Annotated in this window: 15 protein-coding genes and 2 riboswitches; of the genes, 11 read left to right on the top strand and 4 right to left on the bottom strand. The window is 73.3% G+C overall.

Features of this window, described 5'->3' with window-relative positions:
• Window positions 1-55: 55 nt before the first annotated feature.
• From Adu01nite_RS15000 to Adu01nite_RS14970, 7 genes are all read left to right on the top strand, one after another.
• A complete protein-coding gene (locus Adu01nite_RS15000) occupies window positions 56-1,216 on the top strand; it encodes an NAD(P)-binding domain-containing protein (protein ID WP_239132433.1) in 1,161 nt (386 codons plus the stop codon).
• Window positions 1,216-2,367, top strand: a complete 1,152-nt coding sequence (locus Adu01nite_RS14995; protein WP_203727450.1) for a carboxylate--amine ligase — start codon at window positions 1,216-1,218, stop codon at window positions 2,365-2,367. The genes Adu01nite_RS15000 and Adu01nite_RS14995 overlap by 1 nt, the downstream gene beginning before the upstream one ends.
• Window positions 2,367-3,728: a polysaccharide deacetylase family protein gene (locus Adu01nite_RS14990; RefSeq protein ID WP_203727449.1), complete on the top strand. Its 1,362-nt coding sequence runs from the start codon at window positions 2,367-2,369 to the stop codon at window positions 3,726-3,728. Before Adu01nite_RS14995 ends, Adu01nite_RS14990 begins: the two co-directional genes overlap by 1 nt.
• A gap of 135 nt (window positions 3,729-3,863) precedes the next feature.
• Window positions 3,864-4,301, top strand: a complete 438-nt coding sequence (locus tag Adu01nite_RS14985; RefSeq protein WP_203727448.1) for a CBS domain-containing protein — start codon at window positions 3,864-3,866, stop codon at window positions 4,299-4,301.
• 103 nt (window positions 4,302-4,404) lie between these two features.
• A riboswitch (SAM riboswitch) is annotated at window positions 4,405-4,519 on the top strand.
• Between the two features lie 37 nt (window positions 4,520-4,556).
• Window positions 4,557-5,753 (top strand): aminotransferase class V-fold PLP-dependent enzyme, encoded by a 1,197-nt coding sequence (locus Adu01nite_RS14980; protein ID WP_203727447.1) that lies wholly within the window; start codon window positions 4,557-4,559, stop codon window positions 5,751-5,753.
• Between the two features lie 126 nt (window positions 5,754-5,879).
• Window positions 5,880-7,649: a SpoIIE family protein phosphatase gene (locus Adu01nite_RS14975; protein ID WP_239132418.1), complete on the top strand. Its 1,770-nt coding sequence runs from the start codon at window positions 5,880-5,882 to the stop codon at window positions 7,647-7,649.
• Window positions 7,650-7,807: 158 nt separating this feature from the next.
• Window positions 7,808-8,083 (top strand): STAS domain-containing protein, encoded by a 276-nt coding sequence (locus tag Adu01nite_RS14970; RefSeq protein ID WP_203727446.1) that lies wholly within the window; start codon window positions 7,808-7,810, stop codon window positions 8,081-8,083.
• Here the strand turns inward: Adu01nite_RS14970 and Adu01nite_RS14965 are convergent.
• Window positions 8,044-8,418, bottom strand: coding sequence for a nuclear transport factor 2 family protein (locus Adu01nite_RS14965; protein WP_203727445.1), 375 nt, complete (start codon window positions 8,416-8,418; stop codon window positions 8,044-8,046). The genes Adu01nite_RS14970 and Adu01nite_RS14965 overlap by 40 nt on opposite strands.
• A 10-nt stretch (window positions 8,419-8,428) precedes the next feature.
• Entirely contained in the window at window positions 8,429-9,403 is a 975-nt protein-coding gene (locus tag Adu01nite_RS14960; protein WP_239132417.1) for a glutamate-cysteine ligase family protein, read from the bottom strand.
• A 180-nt stretch (window positions 9,404-9,583) separates the two neighbouring features.
• Window positions 9,584-9,679, top strand: a riboswitch (glycine riboswitch).
• Between the two features lie 128 nt (window positions 9,680-9,807).
• Between Adu01nite_RS14960 and Adu01nite_RS14955 the strand changes: the two genes are divergently transcribed.
• From Adu01nite_RS14955 to Adu01nite_RS14945, 3 genes are all read left to right on the top strand, one after another.
• Window positions 9,808-11,148, top strand: a complete 1,341-nt coding sequence (locus Adu01nite_RS14955; RefSeq protein ID WP_203727443.1) for an L-serine ammonia-lyase — start codon at window positions 9,808-9,810, stop codon at window positions 11,146-11,148.
• A gap of 78 nt (window positions 11,149-11,226) precedes the next feature.
• Window positions 11,227-16,365 carry a diguanylate cyclase gene (locus Adu01nite_RS14950; RefSeq protein WP_239132416.1) on the top strand — a complete coding sequence of 1,713 codons (5,139 nt, stop codon included), beginning with the start codon at window positions 11,227-11,229 and terminating at the stop codon, window positions 16,363-16,365.
• A gap of 4 nt (window positions 16,366-16,369) precedes the next feature.
• Window positions 16,370-16,789 carry a VOC family protein gene (locus Adu01nite_RS14945; protein WP_203727441.1) on the top strand — a complete coding sequence of 140 codons (420 nt, stop codon included), beginning with the start codon at window positions 16,370-16,372 and terminating at the stop codon, window positions 16,787-16,789.
• Here Adu01nite_RS14945 and Adu01nite_RS14940 read toward each other — a convergent pair.
• Entirely contained in the window at window positions 16,762-17,391 is a 630-nt protein-coding gene (locus Adu01nite_RS14940) for a TetR/AcrR family transcriptional regulator (RefSeq protein ID WP_203727440.1), read from the bottom strand. The genes Adu01nite_RS14945 and Adu01nite_RS14940 overlap by 28 nt on opposite strands.
• Window positions 17,392-17,482: 91 nt before the next feature.
• Between Adu01nite_RS14940 and Adu01nite_RS14935 the strand changes: the two genes are divergently transcribed.
• Window positions 17,483-18,676 (top strand): epoxide hydrolase family protein, encoded by a 1,194-nt coding sequence (locus Adu01nite_RS14935; protein ID WP_203727439.1) that lies wholly within the window; start codon window positions 17,483-17,485, stop codon window positions 18,674-18,676.
• On the opposite strand, the gene Adu01nite_RS14930 is transcribed toward Adu01nite_RS14935, so the two are convergent.
• Window positions 18,594-19,190, bottom strand: coding sequence for a TetR/AcrR family transcriptional regulator (locus Adu01nite_RS14930; protein ID WP_203727438.1), 597 nt, complete (start codon window positions 19,188-19,190; stop codon window positions 18,594-18,596). The two genes, Adu01nite_RS14935 and Adu01nite_RS14930, sit on opposite strands and share 83 nt — an antisense overlap.
• Window positions 19,191-19,293 lie beyond the last annotated feature (103 nt).

The raw sequence follows: 19,293 nt of genomic DNA, 5'->3' as shown, positions 1-19,293 counted from the left end.
GGTGATGCTGTTACGGCGATGTCGACGAGTGTCGATCAAGGGGGTCGTGACGACGATGTCTGTGACCGATGTGGCCGTTCTCGGCGCCGGGCCCTACGGGCTGGCGGTTGCCGCAGCACTCGGCGATGCGGGCGTGGAACACCGGGTGATCGGCGAGCCGATGTCGTTCTGGAAGGAGATGCCCGAGGGCATGCTCCTCCGGTCGAACTGGACCGCCACGTCCATCGCGGACTATCGGGGGCCGGTGTCACTCGACGCATACGCCGCGGCCACCGGCGCGGAGGTCGGGAGGCCGGTGCCGCTGGAGGATTTCATCGCGTACGGCGAGTGGGTGCAGTCCCGCGTCGCCCCCGACGTCGATCGCCGGGTCGTCAGCCAGGTCGCCCGGGCCGGTGACGGCTTCGCGCTGACCTTCGACGACGGCTCGTCGCTGCAGGCCGGCAAGGTCGTGGTCGCGGCCGGCATCGCCCCGTTCGCGCGGCGGCCGTCGCCGTTCGCCGGCCTCTCGTTCGCCACCCACTCCAGCGCCCACCGCGACCTGTCCCGGTTCAAGGGCGAGCGGGTGCTCGTGGTCGGCGGCGGGCAGAGCGCACTCGAGTCGGCGGCCCTGCTGCACGAGTCGGGCGCCGACGTCGAGGTGCTGGTCCGCCGCGACCACCTCACCTGGCTGCACGGCGGGAAATACCAGCGGATGCTCGGCCGGGCCAAGCCGGTGTTCTACGCGCCGACCGACGTCGGCCCGCTCGGGCTGTCCCGGGTGGTCGCGGCGCCGGAGGTGTTCCGGCGGCTGCCGCGGCCGGTGCAGACGGCGGCCGCCCGGCGGGCGATCCGGCCGGCCGGGGCCGAGTGGCTGATCGCGCGGTTGCGGGAGGTGCCGATCCGGTTCGGCTTCGAGGTGCGGTCGGCGAGCCAGGACGGGCGGCACATCCGGGTCGAGTCCACCACCGGTGAGATCCTCAGCGGCGACCACGTGATCTACGGGACGGGCTACCGGGTGGACATCGCCCGCTACCCGTTCCTGGCGCCGCCGCTGGTCCGGGCGGTCCGCCGGGTGTCAGGCTATCCGGTGCTCGGCCCGGGCCTGGAGTCGAGCGTGCCCGGGCTGCACTTCGCCGGAGCGCCGGCGGCCTGGAGCTTCGGGCCGATCATGCGGTTCGTGTCCGGTGGCTGGTTCGCGAGCCGGGCGGTGGCCAAGCGGATCGCGGGGCGTCGCTGATGAAACCCGGTGCGGTGGTTCTCGGCGGTGACTATCAGGGGCTCGGCATCGTCCGCAGCCTCGGGCGGCACGGCGTCCCGACCCTGGTGGTGGACGACGAGCGGTCGATCGCGCCCGCCTCGCGGTGGGCCGGGGCGTCCCTGCGGGTGCCGGGGCTGCGGTCGGACGAGGACGTGATCGAGGCGTTGTCGCTGGCCCGGGCCCGATTCGGCGGCCTGGACGGGTGGGTGGTGTTCCCGACCCGGGACGAAAATGTGGCCGCGCTCAGCCGGCATCGGGACCTGCTGGCGCGGAGCTGGCGGATCGCGGCGCCGCCGTGGGACTGCGTGCGGGTGGCGTGGGACAAGCGGGAGACGTACCGGCTGGCGCAGAAGCTCGGGGTGGCCGCGCCGCGGACGTGGTTTCCGCTCGACGGCGACGACCTGGACATCCCGGCTCCGGCCATCGTCAAGCCGGCCATCAAGGAGCACTTCTTCTACGCGACCCGGGCCAAGGCGTGGCGGGCCGACACCGCGGCCGAGCTGCGGCGGCACTACGAACGGGCGGCGGCGATCATCCCGGCCGGGGAGATTCTGGTGCAGGAGCTGATCCCCGGCGACGGGCAGTTCTCGTACTGCGCGTTCGTCAAGGACGGCGAGCCGGTGGCGAGCATGACCGTGCGCCGGACCAGGCAGCATCCGTCCGACTTCGGGCGGGCCAGCACGTTCGTTCAGACCGTGCCGCTGCCGGCCGTCGAGGAGCCGTCCCGCGCGTTCCTGCGCGCGATGGGCTACTACGGGCTGGTCGAGCTGGAGTACAAACTCGATCCCCGGGACGGCGACTACAAACTGCTCGACGTCAACGCCCGGACCTGGGGCTATCACTCGCTCGGGCGGGCGGCCGGGGTCGACTTCGCGTACCTTCTGTTCCGCGACCAGATCGGCGCCGCCGTCCCATCGGCGAACGCGCGGGACGGGGTCTCGTGGATCCGGCTCGCCACCGACGTACCCAACGCCGTGGTTGATCTTCGGGCCGGCCGGGTCAGAGCCGGCGAATATCTGCGCACGCTGCGCGGCATCGACACCGAGGCGGTCTTCTCCTGGCGTGATCCGCTGCCCGGCCTCTACGAGATCGCCCTGTTGCCCTACCTGGCCGTGAAGCGCGGCCTGTGATGTTCGAGGCGACCGCGGCGTTCGCGTTCTTCGACTACTTCCGCATCCCGTACCGGATCGTGCCGTTCGCCGCCCCGGCCGGCCGGCACGCCCTCCGGGTGGCGAACGCCGGCGGACCGCTGCTGACCTGGCCGTCCGGCGGGGGAGTGCTCGGCCGGCACCTCCTCGGCGGCGGGCCGATCTTCGCGCACGTCACGACGCCGACGGCCGCCCCGGTCTGGACCTCGAACGGCGGTGTGGCGCTGCCGTTCGACCCCGGCGAGGTGATGTGGCGCTACTGGAGCGAGCATTACCAGGACCGGTCGCGGGCGCGGGCGGCGCTGGTGCACCTCTACTACCTGCTGCGGCCGGGCATCCCGCGGGCCGTGCAGATCCGGCTCCGGCAGGCGTTCACCCGGGTGCAGGAGCAGGTGGTGTTTCCGGCCTTCCCGGTCGAGACCGCGCTGCACGACTTCCACGAGTGGATGTTCGACCTGGTCACCAAGTTCGCCGCCCGGCCGGTGCCGTGGCTCGACCTGTGGCCCGGCGGGCACGGCTGGGCGCTCGTGCTCACCCATGACGTCGAGACCGCCGCCGGGCTCGCCGGCATCGAGCACCTGCGGGACATCGAACGCACCGCCGGCGCCGGGCAGCCGTCCTCCTGGAACTTCGTGCCGCTGCGCTACCCGACCCCCGATCGCGTGCCGGCCGCCCTTCGTGCCGAGGGCTGCGAGATCGGCGTGCACGGCCTGCGGCACGACGGCCGCGATCTCGGGTCACTGCGGCTGCTCCGGCGGCGGCTTCCGGCAATTCGGGCGTACGCCGAGAAGTGGCAGGCCGCCGGGTTCCGCGCCCCCGCCACCCAGCGGACCTGGGAGTGGATGCCGGAGCTGGGCTTCGCCTACGACAGCTCCTACCACGACACCGCGCCGTACGAACCGAAGCCCGGCGGCACCGGCAGCTACCTGCCCTACTTCATCGGCTCACCGGGCCGGCCCGGCGACATGGTCGAGCTGCCGATCACCCTGCCGATGGACCACACCCTGTTCGCCATCCTCCGGCACCCGGACGCCACGCTCTGGCTCGACAAGGCCGCCCACCTGCGCGACCGCGGCGGGATGGCGCTCATCCTCACCCACCCCGACTACGCCGGCGACCCGCGGGTCACCGACGGCTACCGCCAGCTCCTGGACAAGTTCCACGACGACCCGACGGTGTGGCGGGCCCTGCCCGGCGAGGTGGCCGCCTGGTGGCAGCGCCGCGCCCGGTCGACCGCGGTCCCGTCGCTGACCGGCTGGTCGGTGGAGGGCCCGGCCGCCGTCGACGGCACGGTCCGGATCAGCAAGCCGGGCGTTCCGGCCTTGACCCCCAAGCAGGCTTGACATCTTTCACACCCTTGACATCAGGGCGTGCTTCACTGCTTCTAGGCATATGCCCGCAACGTGGCGGGGCGCTCTCCGTCTTCGGACGGCCCGCCAGGCGGCTTTTCGCGGACCGGCACGAGATGGGGAGCAACGATGCGTATCAGCGACATCCTCCGCGTCAAGGGCGACCAAGTCGTCACGGTACGACCCGGTGCAGACGTGACCGAGCTACTGACCCTCCTGGCCCAGCACAAGATCGGCGCCGTGATCGTCTCGGCCGACGGCAGCCACGTCGACGGCATCGTCAGTGAACGCGACGTGGTCCGGGCCCTGGCCGCCCGCGGCGCCGGCGTGCTGACCGAGCCGGTCACCGGCATCTACACGTCCCAGGTCCGCTCGGTGGCCCCCGACGCCCCGATCGAGGACGTCGAACGGCTGATGACCGACAACCGTTTCCGGCACGTGCCGGTCGTCGAGGACGGCGCCCTGCGCGGCGTGGTCAGCATCGGCGACGTCGTGAAGAACCGGATCGACGAGCTGGAAGCCGAACGCAGCAGCCTGACCGGGTACATCACCGGCGAGCGGGTCTGATCGCAGACACGCCGGCCTGGCGTGGAGGGCCGGGCCGGCGTGCGCCGCGTCACTCGCGGCATGTCTCAACAGAGCGACCCGACGGCTGCTAACGTGTCGGGCAGGTCATGAGTGTCAGCGCGTAGCCCCGGCTTGCTGACCGGCAACCCTTGCGTTCGCGATGGGGTGCCCCGGGTGAGGACCGGGCCGGCGTCGATCGACGCGGGCAAGCGCGGGCCCTCGCTGGGTCCCCGACCCATCGCGGAGGTTTCCGTCATGTCCCTTGCTGTCCACACCGCCGACCTCGACGTCATCGGCAGCGGTTTCGTGCACCTCGACTACGCCGCCACCGCGCCCTGCGTGCGGGCCGCCGCCGACGCCGTCAACGGCCTGCTGCCGAGCTACGGCAGCGTGCACCGGGGCACCGGCCCGCGGTCGCAGACCTCCACCCTGGAATACGAGCGGTCCCGCGCGGTGATCGCCGACTTCCTCGGCTGCCGCCCCGGTGACCAGGTCGTCTTCACCCGCAACACCACCGATGCGCTCAACCTGCTGGCCCGCTCGCTGCCGGCCGGCACCACCACGGTCGTCTTCGACGGCGAGCACCACGCCAACCTGCTGCCCTGGCCGAACCCGGTGCGCCTGCCCGCCCCGGCCTCGCCCGAGGAGGCCATCGCGGCGGCCGGCCAGGCCCTGGCCGGCCTGCGCGGCCCGGTGCTGCTGGCCGTCACCGGCGCCAGCAACGTGACCGGCGAGGTGTGGCCGGTGCACGAGCTGGCCGAGGTCGCCCACGCGCACGGCGCCCGGATCGTGGTCGACGCCGCCCAGCTGGCCCCGCACCGGCCGATCGACCTGCGCGAGATCGGCGCCGACTACGTGGCGCTGTCCGGCCACAAGCTGTACGCGCCGTTCGGCGCGGGCGTGCTGGCCGGCCGGGCCGACTGGCTCGACGCGGCGCCGCCCTACCTGGCCGGCGGCGGCGCGAGCGCGGCGGTCGGCGACACGATCGGCGACGTGCGCTGGCAGACCGGCCCGGCCCGGCACGAGGGCGGCACCCCCAACCTGCTGGGCGCGGTGTCGCTGGCCGCGGTGTGCTCGGCGCTGGCCGAGTCCGACCGCGGCGAGCTGCACGAGCGCGAGCAGCAGCTGCTCGCCCAGCTGCGCGACGGCCTGGGCGACGTGCCCGGCGCCGACGAGGTGAGCATCTTCGGCCCGTGGAGCGAGCGGGTCGGGATCGTGGCGATCGCCGTCCCGGGCCACGACCCGGCCGCGGTCGCCACCCGGCTGGCCGACGACTTCGGCATCGGCGTGCGGGCCGGGCTGTTCTGCGCGCACCCGCTGGTCCGGCGGCTGACCGGCGCCACCGGCAACGGCGGCTGCGAGGGTGGCCTGCTCCGGGTCAGCTTCGGTCTGGGCACGACACCGGCCGACATCGATGCTCTGCTCGCCGCGCTGCGCGCGCTGCTGCGGTAAGGCATGATTGCCGCATGCTCGTGACGTCCCAGCGCTTGCCGTGGATCAAGTAACGGGCGACGCTGGATCCGGCCGATCGAGAGGGACATCCGTGCCGACGCGTGAACTGAACGGCACGATCGCCCGGTGACCGAGCAGGACATCCTCGGCGATCGCGCGCGCCTGGACGCCCTGGCGCGGACCGGTCTCGACGCGGCGAGCGATCCGGCGCTCGACCGGTTCGCGCTGATGGTCCGCGCCGCCGTGCGAGTGCCGGTCGCGCTGGTCACGCTGGTCGATCAGGTGCGGCAGATCTTTCCCGGCGCGTGCGGACTCGCCGAGCCGTGGATGCAGGAACGGCAGACCCCGCTCACGCACTCGTTCTGCCGGCACGTGGTGACCACCGCCCAGCCGCTGGTGGTCACCGACGCGCGCACCGACCCGCGGGTCACCGGCAGCATGGCCATCGACGACCTGGGCGTGGTCGGCTACGCCGGGATGCCGCTGACCGACGCGGAGGGTCTCGTCCTCGGCTCGCTGTGCGCCATCGACACCGCGCCCCGCCAGTGGACCGCGGCGGAACTCGACCTGCTGGCCGGCCTGGCCGCGGCGTGCTCGGACATGCTGCGGCTGCGCATCGCCGGGCAGGCGGCGAGCCTGCGCGGAGACACCGCGACGGTGCGGGAGCACGCGTTCGGGGCCGCCTTCGACCGCAGCCAGCTCCTGCTGCGGGCCAGTGTCGCGCTGGCCGGCACGACCACCATGACCGACGTCCTCGAGGCCGTCCGGGAGCTGGTCACCCGCACCCTCAAGCCCGACTACGTGGGGGTGTCCCTGCTCGACGCCGGTCAGATGGCCCTGCAGACCGGCGAATTCCTGCCGCCGCCGGTCGCCGGTCGCTGGCGGCAATACCCGGTGACGGCGCGGACGCCGTCGGCGCTCGCCGCCCACACCGGCATTCCGGTGCTGCTGCCGGACCTCGCGGCGGTGGCCGCCCAGACGCCGGACGCGGTCGCCACGTTCCAGGAGATGGGCTGGGAGTCGAGCGTGAGCCTGCCGCTGCCCGGGCCGGCCGGCCCGATCGGCGCGCTCACCTTCGCCTGGACCCACCCGTACACGCTGGACGCCGCCGAGCAGGCGGTGCTCGCCGCTCTGGCCGGCTACGCCGCGCAGGCGTTGCAGCGCGCCGACCACCTGTATTCGCGGGAGCGGGTCGCGACCCTGCTGCAGCAGTCCCTGCTCAGCGACCTGCCGGACGCGCGGCCGATCGAGCTGGCCGCGCGCTACGCCCCGGCCGTCCGCGGCGACGACGTCGGCGGCGACTGGTACGACGCGGTCCGCCTCGGCCCCGAGCACCTGGCCCTGGTCGTCGGGGATGTGGCCGGCCACGACATTCACGCCGCCGGCCACATGGGACAGCTGCGCAGCATGCTGCGGGCCTACATCGCCGACCGGCACGAGCCGCCGTCCGCCCTGTTGCGCCGCCTCGACAACGCCATGCAGATCCTCGGCGATCAGGTCCCGACCACGGCGATTCTCGCCTACCTGCTGCCCGGCGATCCCGGCCATGTGCTGCAGTGGGCCAACGCCGGGCATCCCGCGCCGATGCTCATCGAACCGGACGGCACGGTCACCGCGCTCGCCGGCCGCGACATGCTCCTGGGCGTGGGCCGCCGGGTCTCGCGCAGCAACCACAGCCACCCGATCCCGCCCGGCTCGACCGTGCTGTTCTACACCGACGGTCTCATCGAGACCCGGGTCGACGTCATCGACGACCGCAAGGAGGAGCTGCGGCAGACCCTGATCGGCCTGGCCGGGGCACCCCTGCCCGAGCTGCTCAGCGTGATCCTGGAACGGCTCGCCGGCGACGACCACGAGGACGACGTCGCCCTGCTGGCGCTGCGCACCCCCGGTTAGCCGCCCTGCGGGCGGGGCCGAGCGGGTCTACGGTGAGCAGGCAGTACGAGCAGGCGTCGCGGTGCCGGTCGGCCGAGCGCGAAACCAACGACGTCAGGAACACCGTGACCGAGCATCCGCTCTGGGCATCACGCATTCACCAACAAGACGGAAGCAGCGTGGTCACGCTCACCGGCGAGCTCGACCTCTACGGGGCCGAAGATCTGCGCCGGCTCCTGTACGGCCAGCTGGACCGCAGCTCGGTCGTGGCCGACCTGTCCGGGGTGACGTTCGTGGACTCGGCCGGGCTCGGCGCCCTGATCGGCGCCTTCAGCCGCGCCGCCGACCTGGACCGCCGGTTCGTGGTGACCGGCGCCGTGCACGCCGTCCGGCGGATAATGCAGATGGCCGGCGTCTACGAGCTGCTGTCCGAGCCGGGCAACGCCACCACGTAGGAGTCGACCCGGGCGATCAGCGAGTCGCGGAACGTGAAGAGGTCGTTGAAGGCGAACCGGAACGGCCCCTGGCCGACGATGACGCCCGCACCCTCGCCGGTGGTGACCACCACCGGCCCGTCCTCGAAGACCCGCTGGACGTCGAGCGAAGGGCTGCCGCTGAACGCCGGGTTCTCGATCTCGGCGTCGAACTCTTTCTTGCCGCGGGTGGTCCGGTGCCCGTGGATGACCCATTCGACGTCGTCGGTGAGGGTGGCGAGGATGCGCGGGTGGTCGCCGGCCCGGAAGCCGGCGAAATACTCGGCGACCAGCTCCCGCTGGGTCGGTGGCTGCATCGGTCCCACCCTAGGCCTGGGCGGCGCTCCGGTCCAGGATGTCGTCGGCGGGCGTGCGGGCGCGCAGCACATACCGCTCGGTGTAATCGGCGATCGCGTCGCGCAGCGGGCGCGGGGCGCCCTGCCGGGCCAGCGCCGCGTAGGCGGCGATGAAGATCTCCCGCGCGGCCGCGGCCAGCACCGGGTCGGTGAGGGCGGCCCGGGCCGCCCGCTCCCACAGGTCGCGCTCGCCGATCAGGTGTGCGGTGGCAGCGGCAGCGTCGAGGGCGGCCTGCGGGTCGTCGAGCAGGGTGGCGATCACCGCCACCGGGACCTGCCAGCCTTCGCCGGGCTGGTGGTCGGCGACGTCGATCTCCAGATGGCCACGGGCGGCCACCGGCGGGCGCAGCGACCCGACGTGCCGGAGCAGCTCCGCGAGCGGCGGCGCCGGCTCCTCCCGGAACCGGGTGCGCAGGCTGCGGCCGCGCGGGTCGGGGGCATCCATCGCATACGCCACCCAGGCCGCTCGCGGCGTGCCCGGTGGCAGGACCGGAAGGTGCCGCCGGGCGGCCTGCCGCACGCTGCGCCAGCCGGCCCCCGGGGTGTTGGCGAAGGCCGCCGCCAGCACCGGCCCCAGGGTGTGGGCCAGCTGCCACCGCCGGGTCAGGCCGAGCGGGCCGCCACCCTCCAGGCCGGCCTCGAGGGCGACCCGGATCCCGGCGCCGTCGGCAACCGGAACGCCGGGATCCGCGATCATCGGGCGGGCGAGTTCGAGATCTTCCGCCATGCGGGAAAGGCACACCGTCAGGCCGGGGGAGGGTGGGCCGCTGACCACCGCGGTGCGCGCCCAGCGGGCGGCCAGGAAGCCGTGCCGCAGCCGGGTCCGCTCGGCCGGCGGGGTCGCCGCCGGAACATCCACCGCAGCTCCGACGAAGCCGGGCGGGGTGGGCGCGAACGCCTGGTCGGCGATGAGCAGCTCGGCGGCCTGCTCGGTCAGCTGTGTCACGTGACGCCCCGCTCGGGTCGGCTCCTCCGGGAGACGCCAAGATAGCATTCCTATCTGCAAGATAGGAATAGGCCGTTCGGTTGAGGGCACCTTTCGTCAGCGTTAAGACCGGAGTGCGTGGGTTGACGCTCGTGAAAGTGGCTGTCACTGTCGGAGAACACAATCAAATATCGCGCCGCACGAACCGCGGCGGGAGAGTCCCCGGCCGCTACCGGGGCGCCGAAGGAGCAAATCCTCCCCAGGAATCTCTCAGGCACCCGTTACCGCCGCATGGCAGGCAACTCTGGAAAGCCGGGACGACGTGGTCCCGCACCCACGGTGCAAACCGTCCCTGATCGGGCGGTGAAGCTCTCAGGTACCCATGACAGAGCGGGGAGGGCCACCCTACGAAGGGGAGCCTTCTCGTGCCGGTCAGCGCCTTCGACCTCTACTCCGTGGGCATCGGCCCGTCGTCCTCGCACACCGTGGGGCCGATGCGCGCCGCCCACCGTTTCGCCGCCGAGTTCCACCAGGCCGTCCGGGTCCGGGCCGAGTTGTTCGGCTCGCTCGGCGCCACCGGGCGCGGCCACCACTCCGACGCCGCCGTGCTGCTCGGCCTCGAGGCCGAGGACCCGGCCACCGTCGACACCGCCCGGGTCACCGACCGGGTCGCCGCGATCCAGGCGAGCGGCACCGTCCTGCTCGCCGGCAAGCGGGCCGTCCCGTTCGAGCTGGTCCTGAACCGCCGGCACAGCCTGCCGCTGCACCCCAACGGCATGCGCTTCACCGCCTGGGACGACGACGGCGAGGTGACCGAGCGGGTCTTCTACTCGGTCGGCGGCGGCTTCATCGCGACCGAGGACGAGCTGACGGCCGGCCCGGCGACCGACACCGGCGACGAGCGGTTCCCGTTCACCACCGGCGCCGAGTTGCTCGCCATCTGCGCGCGGGAGAAACAGCCGATCTCGGCGATCATGCTGGCCAACGAGCTCGCCTGGCGCACCGGCGAGGAGATCCGGGACGGCCTCGGCGAGATCTGGGCGGTCATGCAGGGCTGCGTCGACCGCGGCCTGCACGCCGACGAGGGGGTGCTGCCCGGCGGCCTGGGGGTGCGGCGCCGGGCCCCGGCGTTCTTCCGCGAGCTCAGCGAGCTGCCCGACCACGACGACCCGCTGCACGTCATCGACTGGGTCAACCTCTATGCCCTGGCGGTCAACGAGGAGAACGCCGCCGGCGGCCGGGTGGTCACCGCCCCGACGAACGGCGCGGCCGGCATCATCCCGGCGGTGCTGCACTACTACCGCCACTTCGTGCCGGGCGCCGACCCCGGCGGCGTGGTGCGCTTCCTGCTCACGGCGGCGGCCGTCGGCATCCTGATCAAGGGCGCGGCGTCCATCTCCGGCGCCGAGGTCGGCTGCCAGGGCGAGGTGGGTTCGGCGGCGGCAATGGCGGCCGCCGGCCTCTGCGAAATTCTTGGGGGTACGCCGGAACAGGTGGAAAACGCCGCCGAGATCGCGCTCGAACACAGTCTGGGGCTGACCTGCGACCCGGTCGGTGGCCTGGTGCAGGTCCCGTGCATCGAGCGCAACGCCATCGCGAGCGTGAAGGCGATCAACGCGGCCCGGCTGGCGCTGCGCGGCGACGGCACCCACCGGGTCAGCCTCGACACCGCCATCGTGACGATGCGGGAGACCGGCCGGGACATGTCGACCAAATACAAGGAGACGTCTCTCGGCGGACTCGCGGTCACGGTCGTCGAATGCTGAGACGATAGGGGGCGAACGGTCAGGTCGTCACCCCCGCTGCCGATGAGGAACCACGAATCGAGAGCAGCGGAGTGTGGCGTGACAGAGACGACGGAGCTGACCGGCCTGGTCGTCGACCAGGAGCTTGGCCGGGGTGCGTTCACCACCGTGCACCGGGCCCAGCGGGGCAACGCCACCTACGCCATCAAGCGCCCCAACCCGGACAACGCGTCTGATCCCGGCCTGTTGTTCGCGTTCCAGCGCGAGGCCGCCCTGCTCGCCTGTGTCGACGACCCGAGCGTGCCGCGGATCCTCGCCGCCGGCCGGCACGAGGGCGTCCCCGCCCTGGTCCTGGAGTACATCCCCGGCGGCTCGCTCGCCGACCGGCTCACCCACGGCCCGCTCACCCCGGACCAGGCCGTCGAGCTCGCCGCCCAGCTGGCCCGCGGATTGGCCGCCGTGCACCGGGTGGGCCTGGTGCACCGGGACGTGAAGCCCGGCAACATCATGCTGTCGCCCGACGGCACCGCCAAGCTGATCGACTTCGGCCTGGCGCTGCTCGGCGCCGATCCGGAGACCGACAAAGACCGTGCCGTCGGCACCTTCCTCTACACCTCGCCCGAGCAGTCCGGGATGCTCAAGCGCCCGGTCGACGGCCGCTCCGACCTGTACTCGCTCGGCGTCGTGCTGTTCGAGTGCCTCACCGGGCACGTGCCGTTCGAGGCCGACGACGTCGGCCAGCTGCTGCGGCTGCACCTGACCGCGCCGATCCCGGCCCTGCCGGACGGCGACCCGGCCCTCACCGCGATCGTCACCCGGTTGCTCGCCAAGGACCCCGACGACCGCTACCCGGACGCCGCCGCCCTGCTCACCGCCCTGCGGGCCTGCCCCGGCGGCGACACCGCCGGCGCCGCGGCGGTCACCCGCTGGCCGATCAGCGGCCGGGAGGCCGAACAGGAGGGCCTCGCCGACCGCTGGCGCCGGGCCCGCACCGGCCGCGGCGGCGTCGCGGTCATCCGCGGCGCGGCCGGCGCCGGCCGCACCCGGCTGGCCGAGGAGGCCGCCGCCCTGGTCACCGACGCACCGGTGCTGCGCGCCGCCTGCCAGGAGGACGAGGCGCTGCCGCTCGCGCCGCTGCGCAACGCCGTCGAGGACTACCTGCGATCGGTCGCGCTGCTGCCCGGCGCCGCCCGCGCGGAGGCCGAGCAGCACGTCCGGGACGCCGCCACGGTGGCCGGCCCGGCCCTGGTCGCCCGGCTCTCCGGCCGGCTCGCCGAGCTGCTCGGCGACGCCGCGCACGCCACCGGCGAGGCCCGCGACGACCACCTGTTCGCGGCGGTCGCCACCTTCCTCGCCGAACTCGCCCGCCGCAGCCACGCCATGATGCTGATCTGCGACGACGCGCACTGGCTCGACCAGGGCAGCCGCGAGGTCCTGGCCCGGCTGCTGCCCGACCTGCCCCGGCTGCCGCTGCTCCTGCTGCTCACCGAGCGGGACGGCGCCGGCACCCCGACCGGCGTGCCGGCCGACCTCGAACTCGACTGCGCGCCGCTCGACCACGCCGCCGTCGAGGCCCTGGTCGCCTCCCGGCTGCCCGGCAACGTCGTCCCGGCCGACCTGACCGCGCACGTCGCCGCCCGCACCGACGGATCCCCCCTCGCGGTGGTCACCTACGTGCTGCGGCTGCTCGACGCCGGCCTGCTCACCCCGCTCTGGGGAACCTGGCGCTTCGACCTGGCCGGCGCGGACGCGCTGCCCGCCGCCGCCGACGTCCGCGCCCTGCTCGCCTCCCGGCTGGCCGCCCTCACCGACGGCGACCGGGACTTCCTGGTCACCGCGGCGGTGGCCGGTCCCCGGTTCCGCACCGAGACGCTGATCGCGGCCGGTGGCGGCGCCGACCAGGTGGTGGCCGCGGTCGGGGCCGCCGTGGAACGGCGCGTCGTCGAGGCCCGGCCCGGCGGCTGGTTCGTCTTCATGCATCCGCTGCTGCGCGAGTCCCTGCTCGACGGGGTCGGCGAGGAGCGGCTGTGCCGACTGCACGCGGCCATCGCCGACGCCCTCGAAGGACTGCCGGAGCAACTGCGCGACGCCGACCACGTGTACGCGGTCGCCCGGCACCACCGCCGGGCCGGCGACGCGATCGCCCCCGGCCGCCGCCGGCGCAGCGCCCTCGCGGCCGGTCTGCGCGCCCTCGCCGACATGGCCCCGGCCGAGGCGATCGGCTACCTGGAGGACGCGTTCGCGTTCGACCCGTCGCCCAGCTCCGAGGTGCTGCACCCGCTCGCCCTCGCCTACCTGCGCGCGGCCCGCTTCGCCGAGGCCGGCACCACCCTCGACACGGCGATGGCGGCCGAGCCCGACCGCCGGGTCCGGGCCCGCCTGTTCACCACCCGGATCGAGCTGCACCACACCGTCTGGGACGACCAGAACGCGCTCGTGGCGACCGGCAAGGCCCTCGCCGAGCTGCGCCGCCCGCTACCCCGCAACGGGTTCGGCCTGGTCGCCTCCACCCTGGGCATCGGCCTCGCCGGCGGGCTCGTACGCCGTACCGGCTGGGGTTTCGGCAAAGTGCAGGGCCGGCGCCGCGACGATCTCGCCGCACTCGCCGCCGCCCTCGACGCCGGTGGCTACGCCGCCGCCGTCGGTCTTCGCGTCCGCGAGGCAGGTGTCCTCGCCATGCGCGCGATGTACTCCGTGAACCGCCTCGGCCCCTGCCCCGAATACGTCCGCGTCTACGCCCTGGTCGGCTACGTCACCGCCGTCGTCAAGCTGCGCGGCACCGCCGAACGGCTGTTCGCCCGCGCCTACGAGGTGGCCGGACGACTCGGCGATCCGGCGCTGACCGCCTACGTGGACTGGATGCGCGGCTGCGCCTTGCTGTTCGGCAGCCACGACGACGGCACCGCCTTCGAGGAGGCCATCGCCAAGCACGCCCGCTGGTACGGCCCGGCCCAGCTCATCCCGGGCTTCGCCACCACCGGCCTGCGGTTGCTGCTGCGCGGCTACACCGAGCAGAGCCTGCACGAGTACGAGCGTGGCCTGCGCCGCCTCGCCGACCCGAAACTGGTGCAGGGCACGTCGTTCGCGATGCTCGGCGTGATGATCCCGGCGATGCAGGGCCGGCACGGCGACGCCGCGGCCGCCCTCGCCGCCCTGCGCGAAGGGTTGCCCGCCGGCACCGCCACGAAGGTGCAGCGCGCCCACATGATCGTCGCGGCCGCGTGCGCCGCGATCGAGCAGGGCGAGTTCGGCGAGCCGTTCGAGGCGATCGTCGCCGAGTGGCGCGGCCTCGGCCTGCGCGTGCGCGACCTGATGACCCAGCACAAGTGGTTCTACGCGTTCCAGTCGCACGGCCGGATGGCCCAGCTGCGGATGGCCACCGAGGAGCAGCGCCCGGCCCGGATCGCGGCCGCCCGCGCCGCCGTCGACGACCTGCGCCGGGTCCGCAAGGCCTCGCCGCTGCTGGACGCCGCCTACCTGATCGGCGAGGCCGCCCTGGCCCAGATGCTCGGCGACCCGCGCAAGTGCATCGAGTGGGGCGACAAGGCCGAGCACGTGGCCCGGATGGCCGACGCGCCGCTGGTGCACTTCGAGGTGGCCCGCTTCCGCGCCCGCGCGTTCCGGGCGCTCGGCATGCTCAACGAGTCGGACCGGCAGGCCCGGCTGGCCATCGCCCTCGCCACCCAGCACGGCTGGGACTCCCGCCGCCGCCAGGCGCGCACCGAGTTCGGCGCCGAGGAGGGGGCCGCCACCAACCGGCACACCGTGGTGGAGCGCCGCGGCGACGCCGGCCGCAACCGCCGCCTGGAGGCGTTGCAGCAGGTCGGCGCGGCCGCGGCGACCGTTCTCGACCCGCAGGAACTGGCCCGGGTCGCCCTCGACGAGATGCTGCGCATCCTCGGCGCCGAACGCGCCCTGTTCTTCCTGCTCGACGACGCGGGGGAGCCGGTGCAGTTCGCCGGCCGCTCGGCCGGCGGCACCGACCTGACCGAGACCACCGGCTACGGCGCCACCCTGGTCCGCCGGGTCGCCGCCGACGGCGAGGCCCTCGTGGTCACCGGCACCGACCAGGGCGCGGCCCTCGGCTCGCGCAGCGCGGTCCAGCACGGCCTGCGCAGCATCATGGTCGTCCCGGTCCGGTTCAAGCAGAAGGTGCTCGGCGTCGTCTACCTGGACAGCCGGATGGCCCGCGGCATCTTCACCGAGGACGACGTCGAGGTCCTCACCAGCGTGACCAGCCACGTCGCCGTCTCGCTGGAGACCGCGCGGGCGGCCCAGCTGCACCTGGCCGTGCAGTCCGCCCAGCAGCAGCAGGCGTTCGCCGAGATGCTGCGGGCCAGCCTGGCCGAGCTCAGCGGCATCCACCAGCCGGCCCAGCTGCTGCGCACCCTGTTCGGCATGCTCGCCGACCACCTCGACGCCAGCGGCGGCCTGCTGCTCAGCTCGGACGGCACGGTGGTGGTCGAGGCGACCGGCAAGGCCGACCCGGCGGTGGTGGGCGGTCCGCCACCCGCGCCGGTCACCGTTGGCGAGGTGCCGGCGCTGATCGACTCGCCGGTGCTGGCCGAGTTGCTCGGCGGCGTCACCGCGGTGCTCGCCGTGCCGTTGCAGCACCGCGACGGCCGGGCCGGGATCGCCGTGCTCGGCGCCGACTCGTTCGGCGACAGTGCCGCCCAGGTCGCGTCGGCGCTGGCCACCCAGGGGATGAGCGCCTACCTCAACGCGTGCCTGTTCAGCCGGGTGCAGGAGCTGGCCACCAGCGACGAGCTGACCGGCCAGCACAACCGGCGGCACTTCTACGCCCTGGCCGGCGCGCTGGTCGACTCGGCGTCGCGCGGCGACCGGGTGCTGGCGGCCGCGATGCTCGACATCGACAAGTTCAAGAACATCAACGACTCGTACGGCCACGGCGTCGGCGACGAGGTGATCCGCGCGGTCGCGACCCGGGTGCGGGCCGCGATCCGGCACTCCGATGTGCTCGGTCGCTACGGCGGCGAGGAGTTCGCGGTCGTCCTGCCCGACCACGAGGGCGCGGCCGAGGACCTGGCCGAGCGGATGCGCCGCGCGGTCAGCGACGAACCGATCGCGACCCAGGCCGGCGCGCTCACCGTGACGATCAGTGTCGGCCTGGCCCACCTGAACGCGGGCGACGCCGGGCTCGACCAGCTGCTGGCCCGCGCCGACCACGCGCTCTACGCGGCCAAGGAGGGCGGCCGGAACCGGGTTGTGGTTTCCTGAGCCGATGACGACATATCCCCGGATCCGGCAGGTCGTCCTCGACTCGACGGACGCCCGGAAGCTGGCCGAGTTCTACCGGCAGATGTTCGGCCTGGCGTATCGGCCCGGCGACGAGCCGCCCGCGGCCGGCGAGCCGGACGAGCTCGGCCACGACTGGCTGGTCTTGCACGATCCGCACGGCGGCCCGTCGCTGGCCTTCCAGCAGACCGACGACTTCCCGCGCACGGACTGGCCGGACGCCGCCGTGCCGCAGCAATACCATCTCGACACCGTGGTCGACTCGGTCGCCGAGCTGGACCGCCAGCACGAGCGGGCCCTCGAGCTCGGTGCCACGCTGCGCTTCGACCGCAGCGACGACAAGGACGAACCCCTCCGGGTGTACGCCGACCCCGACGGTCATCTGTTCTGCGTCTTCGTCGGCTGACCCGGGTTCCACCGCCAGGTCAGCTCGCCCACCGCCGGCGCGGGCCCGGGCAGCTCGCCACCCGCCCGTAGCCCGTCGAGCAGCACCGTCACATACCGGCGGCGTAACTCCCGGGTCCGCTCGGTATCCGGCACCCGCACCGCCGCGCACATCTCCAGCAGCATGGTGATGTCGGCCGCGGTGGCCCCCGCCCGCATCCGCGGCCGGGCCCGCTCGAACAGCGCGACCGCCAGCGCGTTGGCCCGCACCGCGTCCGCCGCGAGCTGCTCGTCCGGCGTGAACGTGCCGGCCAGGTGCACGGTCAGCGAGTGCACGTCGGCGTCGACCACCCCCCGCAGGAACGCCTCGAAGGCATCCCAGCCGTCGTCGATCGCGCCGGCCCGCTCGGCCTCGGCGATGAAGTGCCGCAGCCCGTCCTGGCAGAGCGTGCGCAGCAGGTCGTCCTTCCCGGCATAACGCCGGTAGAGCGCACTGATCCCGACCCCGGCCCGCTCGGCGACGGCCGAGATCGGCGCCCGCTTGTCGGCCAGGAAAACATCCCGTGCTGCCGCCAGGATCACGTCGTTGTTGCGCGCCGCCTGCTGCGTCCGTCCCACCGCCATGGCGGCCAATCTAGCAGTGGAACGGATCGTTCCGCTCTGCTACTCTCAAGCGGAACGAAACATTCCGTTCCGCTCTTAATGAGGAGCCGACATGACCTCGATCCGTCCTTTCCGCATCGACGTTCCGCAGGCCGACCTCGACGACCTCGGTGACCGGCTCGCCCGCGCCCGCTGGGGGAGCGAGATCCCGGGCCAGGCCTGGAGCCGTGGCGTGCCGGTCGATTACCTGCGCGGGCTCGCCCGCTACTGGGCCGAGAGCTTCGACTGGCGGGCCGCCGAGGCGCGGCTCAACGAGCTGCCGCAGTTCGTGACCGAGGTGGACGATCAGACGCTGCACTTCGCGCACGTGCGCTCGGCCAACGAGCAGGCCACGCCGCTGCTGATCAGCCACGACTGGCCCGGCTCGTTCGCCCTCTACCTGCCGGTCGTCGAGGCGCTGCGCGACGACTTCCACCTGGTGCTGGTCAGCAACCCCGGGGTCGGTTTCTCCGGCCCGCTGACCTCGGCCGGCTGGACCACCGCCCGGAGCGCCGCCGCCCTGCACGAGATCATGGACCGGCTCGGCTACCAGCGGTACGGCGTGCAGGGCACCGGCGGCGGCGCCGGGCTCGCCGTCGAGGTGGGCCGGCAGCAACCCGAGCGGGTGATCGGCGTGCACGTCAACGGGCACATCACGTTCCCCACCGGCGAGCCGGGCGAGTTCGACGGGCTCACCGAGGCGGAGCAGGACCGGCTGCGCCGCCTGCAGGAGTTCCGCGACGACAAGCTCGGCTTCAACGCCATCCAGTCGACCCGCCCGCAGACTCTCGCCTTCGGCCTGCACGACTCGCCGGTCGGCCAGCTCGCCTGGATCGCCGAGAAGTTCCAGGAGTGGACCGACCCGGCGTCCGCGCTGCCCGAGGACGCGGTCGGCCTCGATCTTCTGCTCACCAACGTCAGCCTCTACTGGTTCACCGGCACTGCCGGCTCGTCGGCCAACCTCTACTGGGAGGTGGCGCACGACCCGTCGGCGTGGGCGCCGAAGCCGAAGTCGGTGGTTCCGCTGGGCGTGGCGCTCGGGGTCACCGACATCACGGTCCGCCGCTTCGCGGAGCGGGACGCGCCTGTGACGCATTGGACGGAGCTTGCGGCGGGCGGAAACTTCCTCTCCGCCGAGCAACCCAAGCTGTACGCCGACGACGTTCGCGCCTTCTTCGCCGAGGTCATTCAGGCGTACGCCACGGGCGCAGGCAGTTGTCGAGAAGTGCCCACTGCCGGGCCGGGTCGGCCAGCGGGGAGCGCATGACCACGTGCACCTGCTGGCCGACCGACATCGACAGCAGCATGTCGACCAGCCCGGAGACCGGGGTGTCCGGGCGGAGTATGTGGTCGGCGATCGCCTCGCGCAGGAAGCCGTGCAGCTGCCCGCCCCAGACCGCGCCGAGGTCGGCCTCGGCGTCGGCGAGTCGGTCGTTGGCCGCCAGCCGCCCCCAGAAGCCGACCACCACCTGCGCCTCGTCCAGGGTCTCCTTGGCCAGCGGCAGGATCTCGCGCATCATCGCCTCGATCGCGTCCAGCCCGCGCCGGCCGGCGGTGGCGTCCGCGATCCGGGCGTTGGTGCGCTCGAAGACCCGCTGGTAGGCGGCGGAGGCGACGGCGTCGAAGTCGTCGAAGTAGTGCCACAGCGCGCCGGTGCCGACGCCGAGCTCGGCGGCGATGGCCCGGCTGCTGGCCGACGGCAATCCGTCCCGGGTGACCACCGCCAGGAACGCCTCGACGATCTCGCTGCGCCGCTGGTCATGGTCGACGATCTTGGGCACTCTCAGTCCTTCCCCTGCCGAAGGAGGCTACCGGGAGCGGGTTACACGGTCGTCATACGGTCGACATCTATTTCGAGCGAGCGCTCAATATCTTTCCCTGAGC

The sequence above is a fragment of the Paractinoplanes durhamensis genome (assembly GCF_016862175.1).
Classification (GTDB): Bacteria; Actinomycetota; Actinomycetes; order Mycobacteriales; family Micromonosporaceae; genus Actinoplanes; species Actinoplanes durhamensis.
The sequence above is the reverse complement of the archived record's forward strand: the minus strand, read 5'-3'. Positions and strand labels throughout refer to the sequence as shown.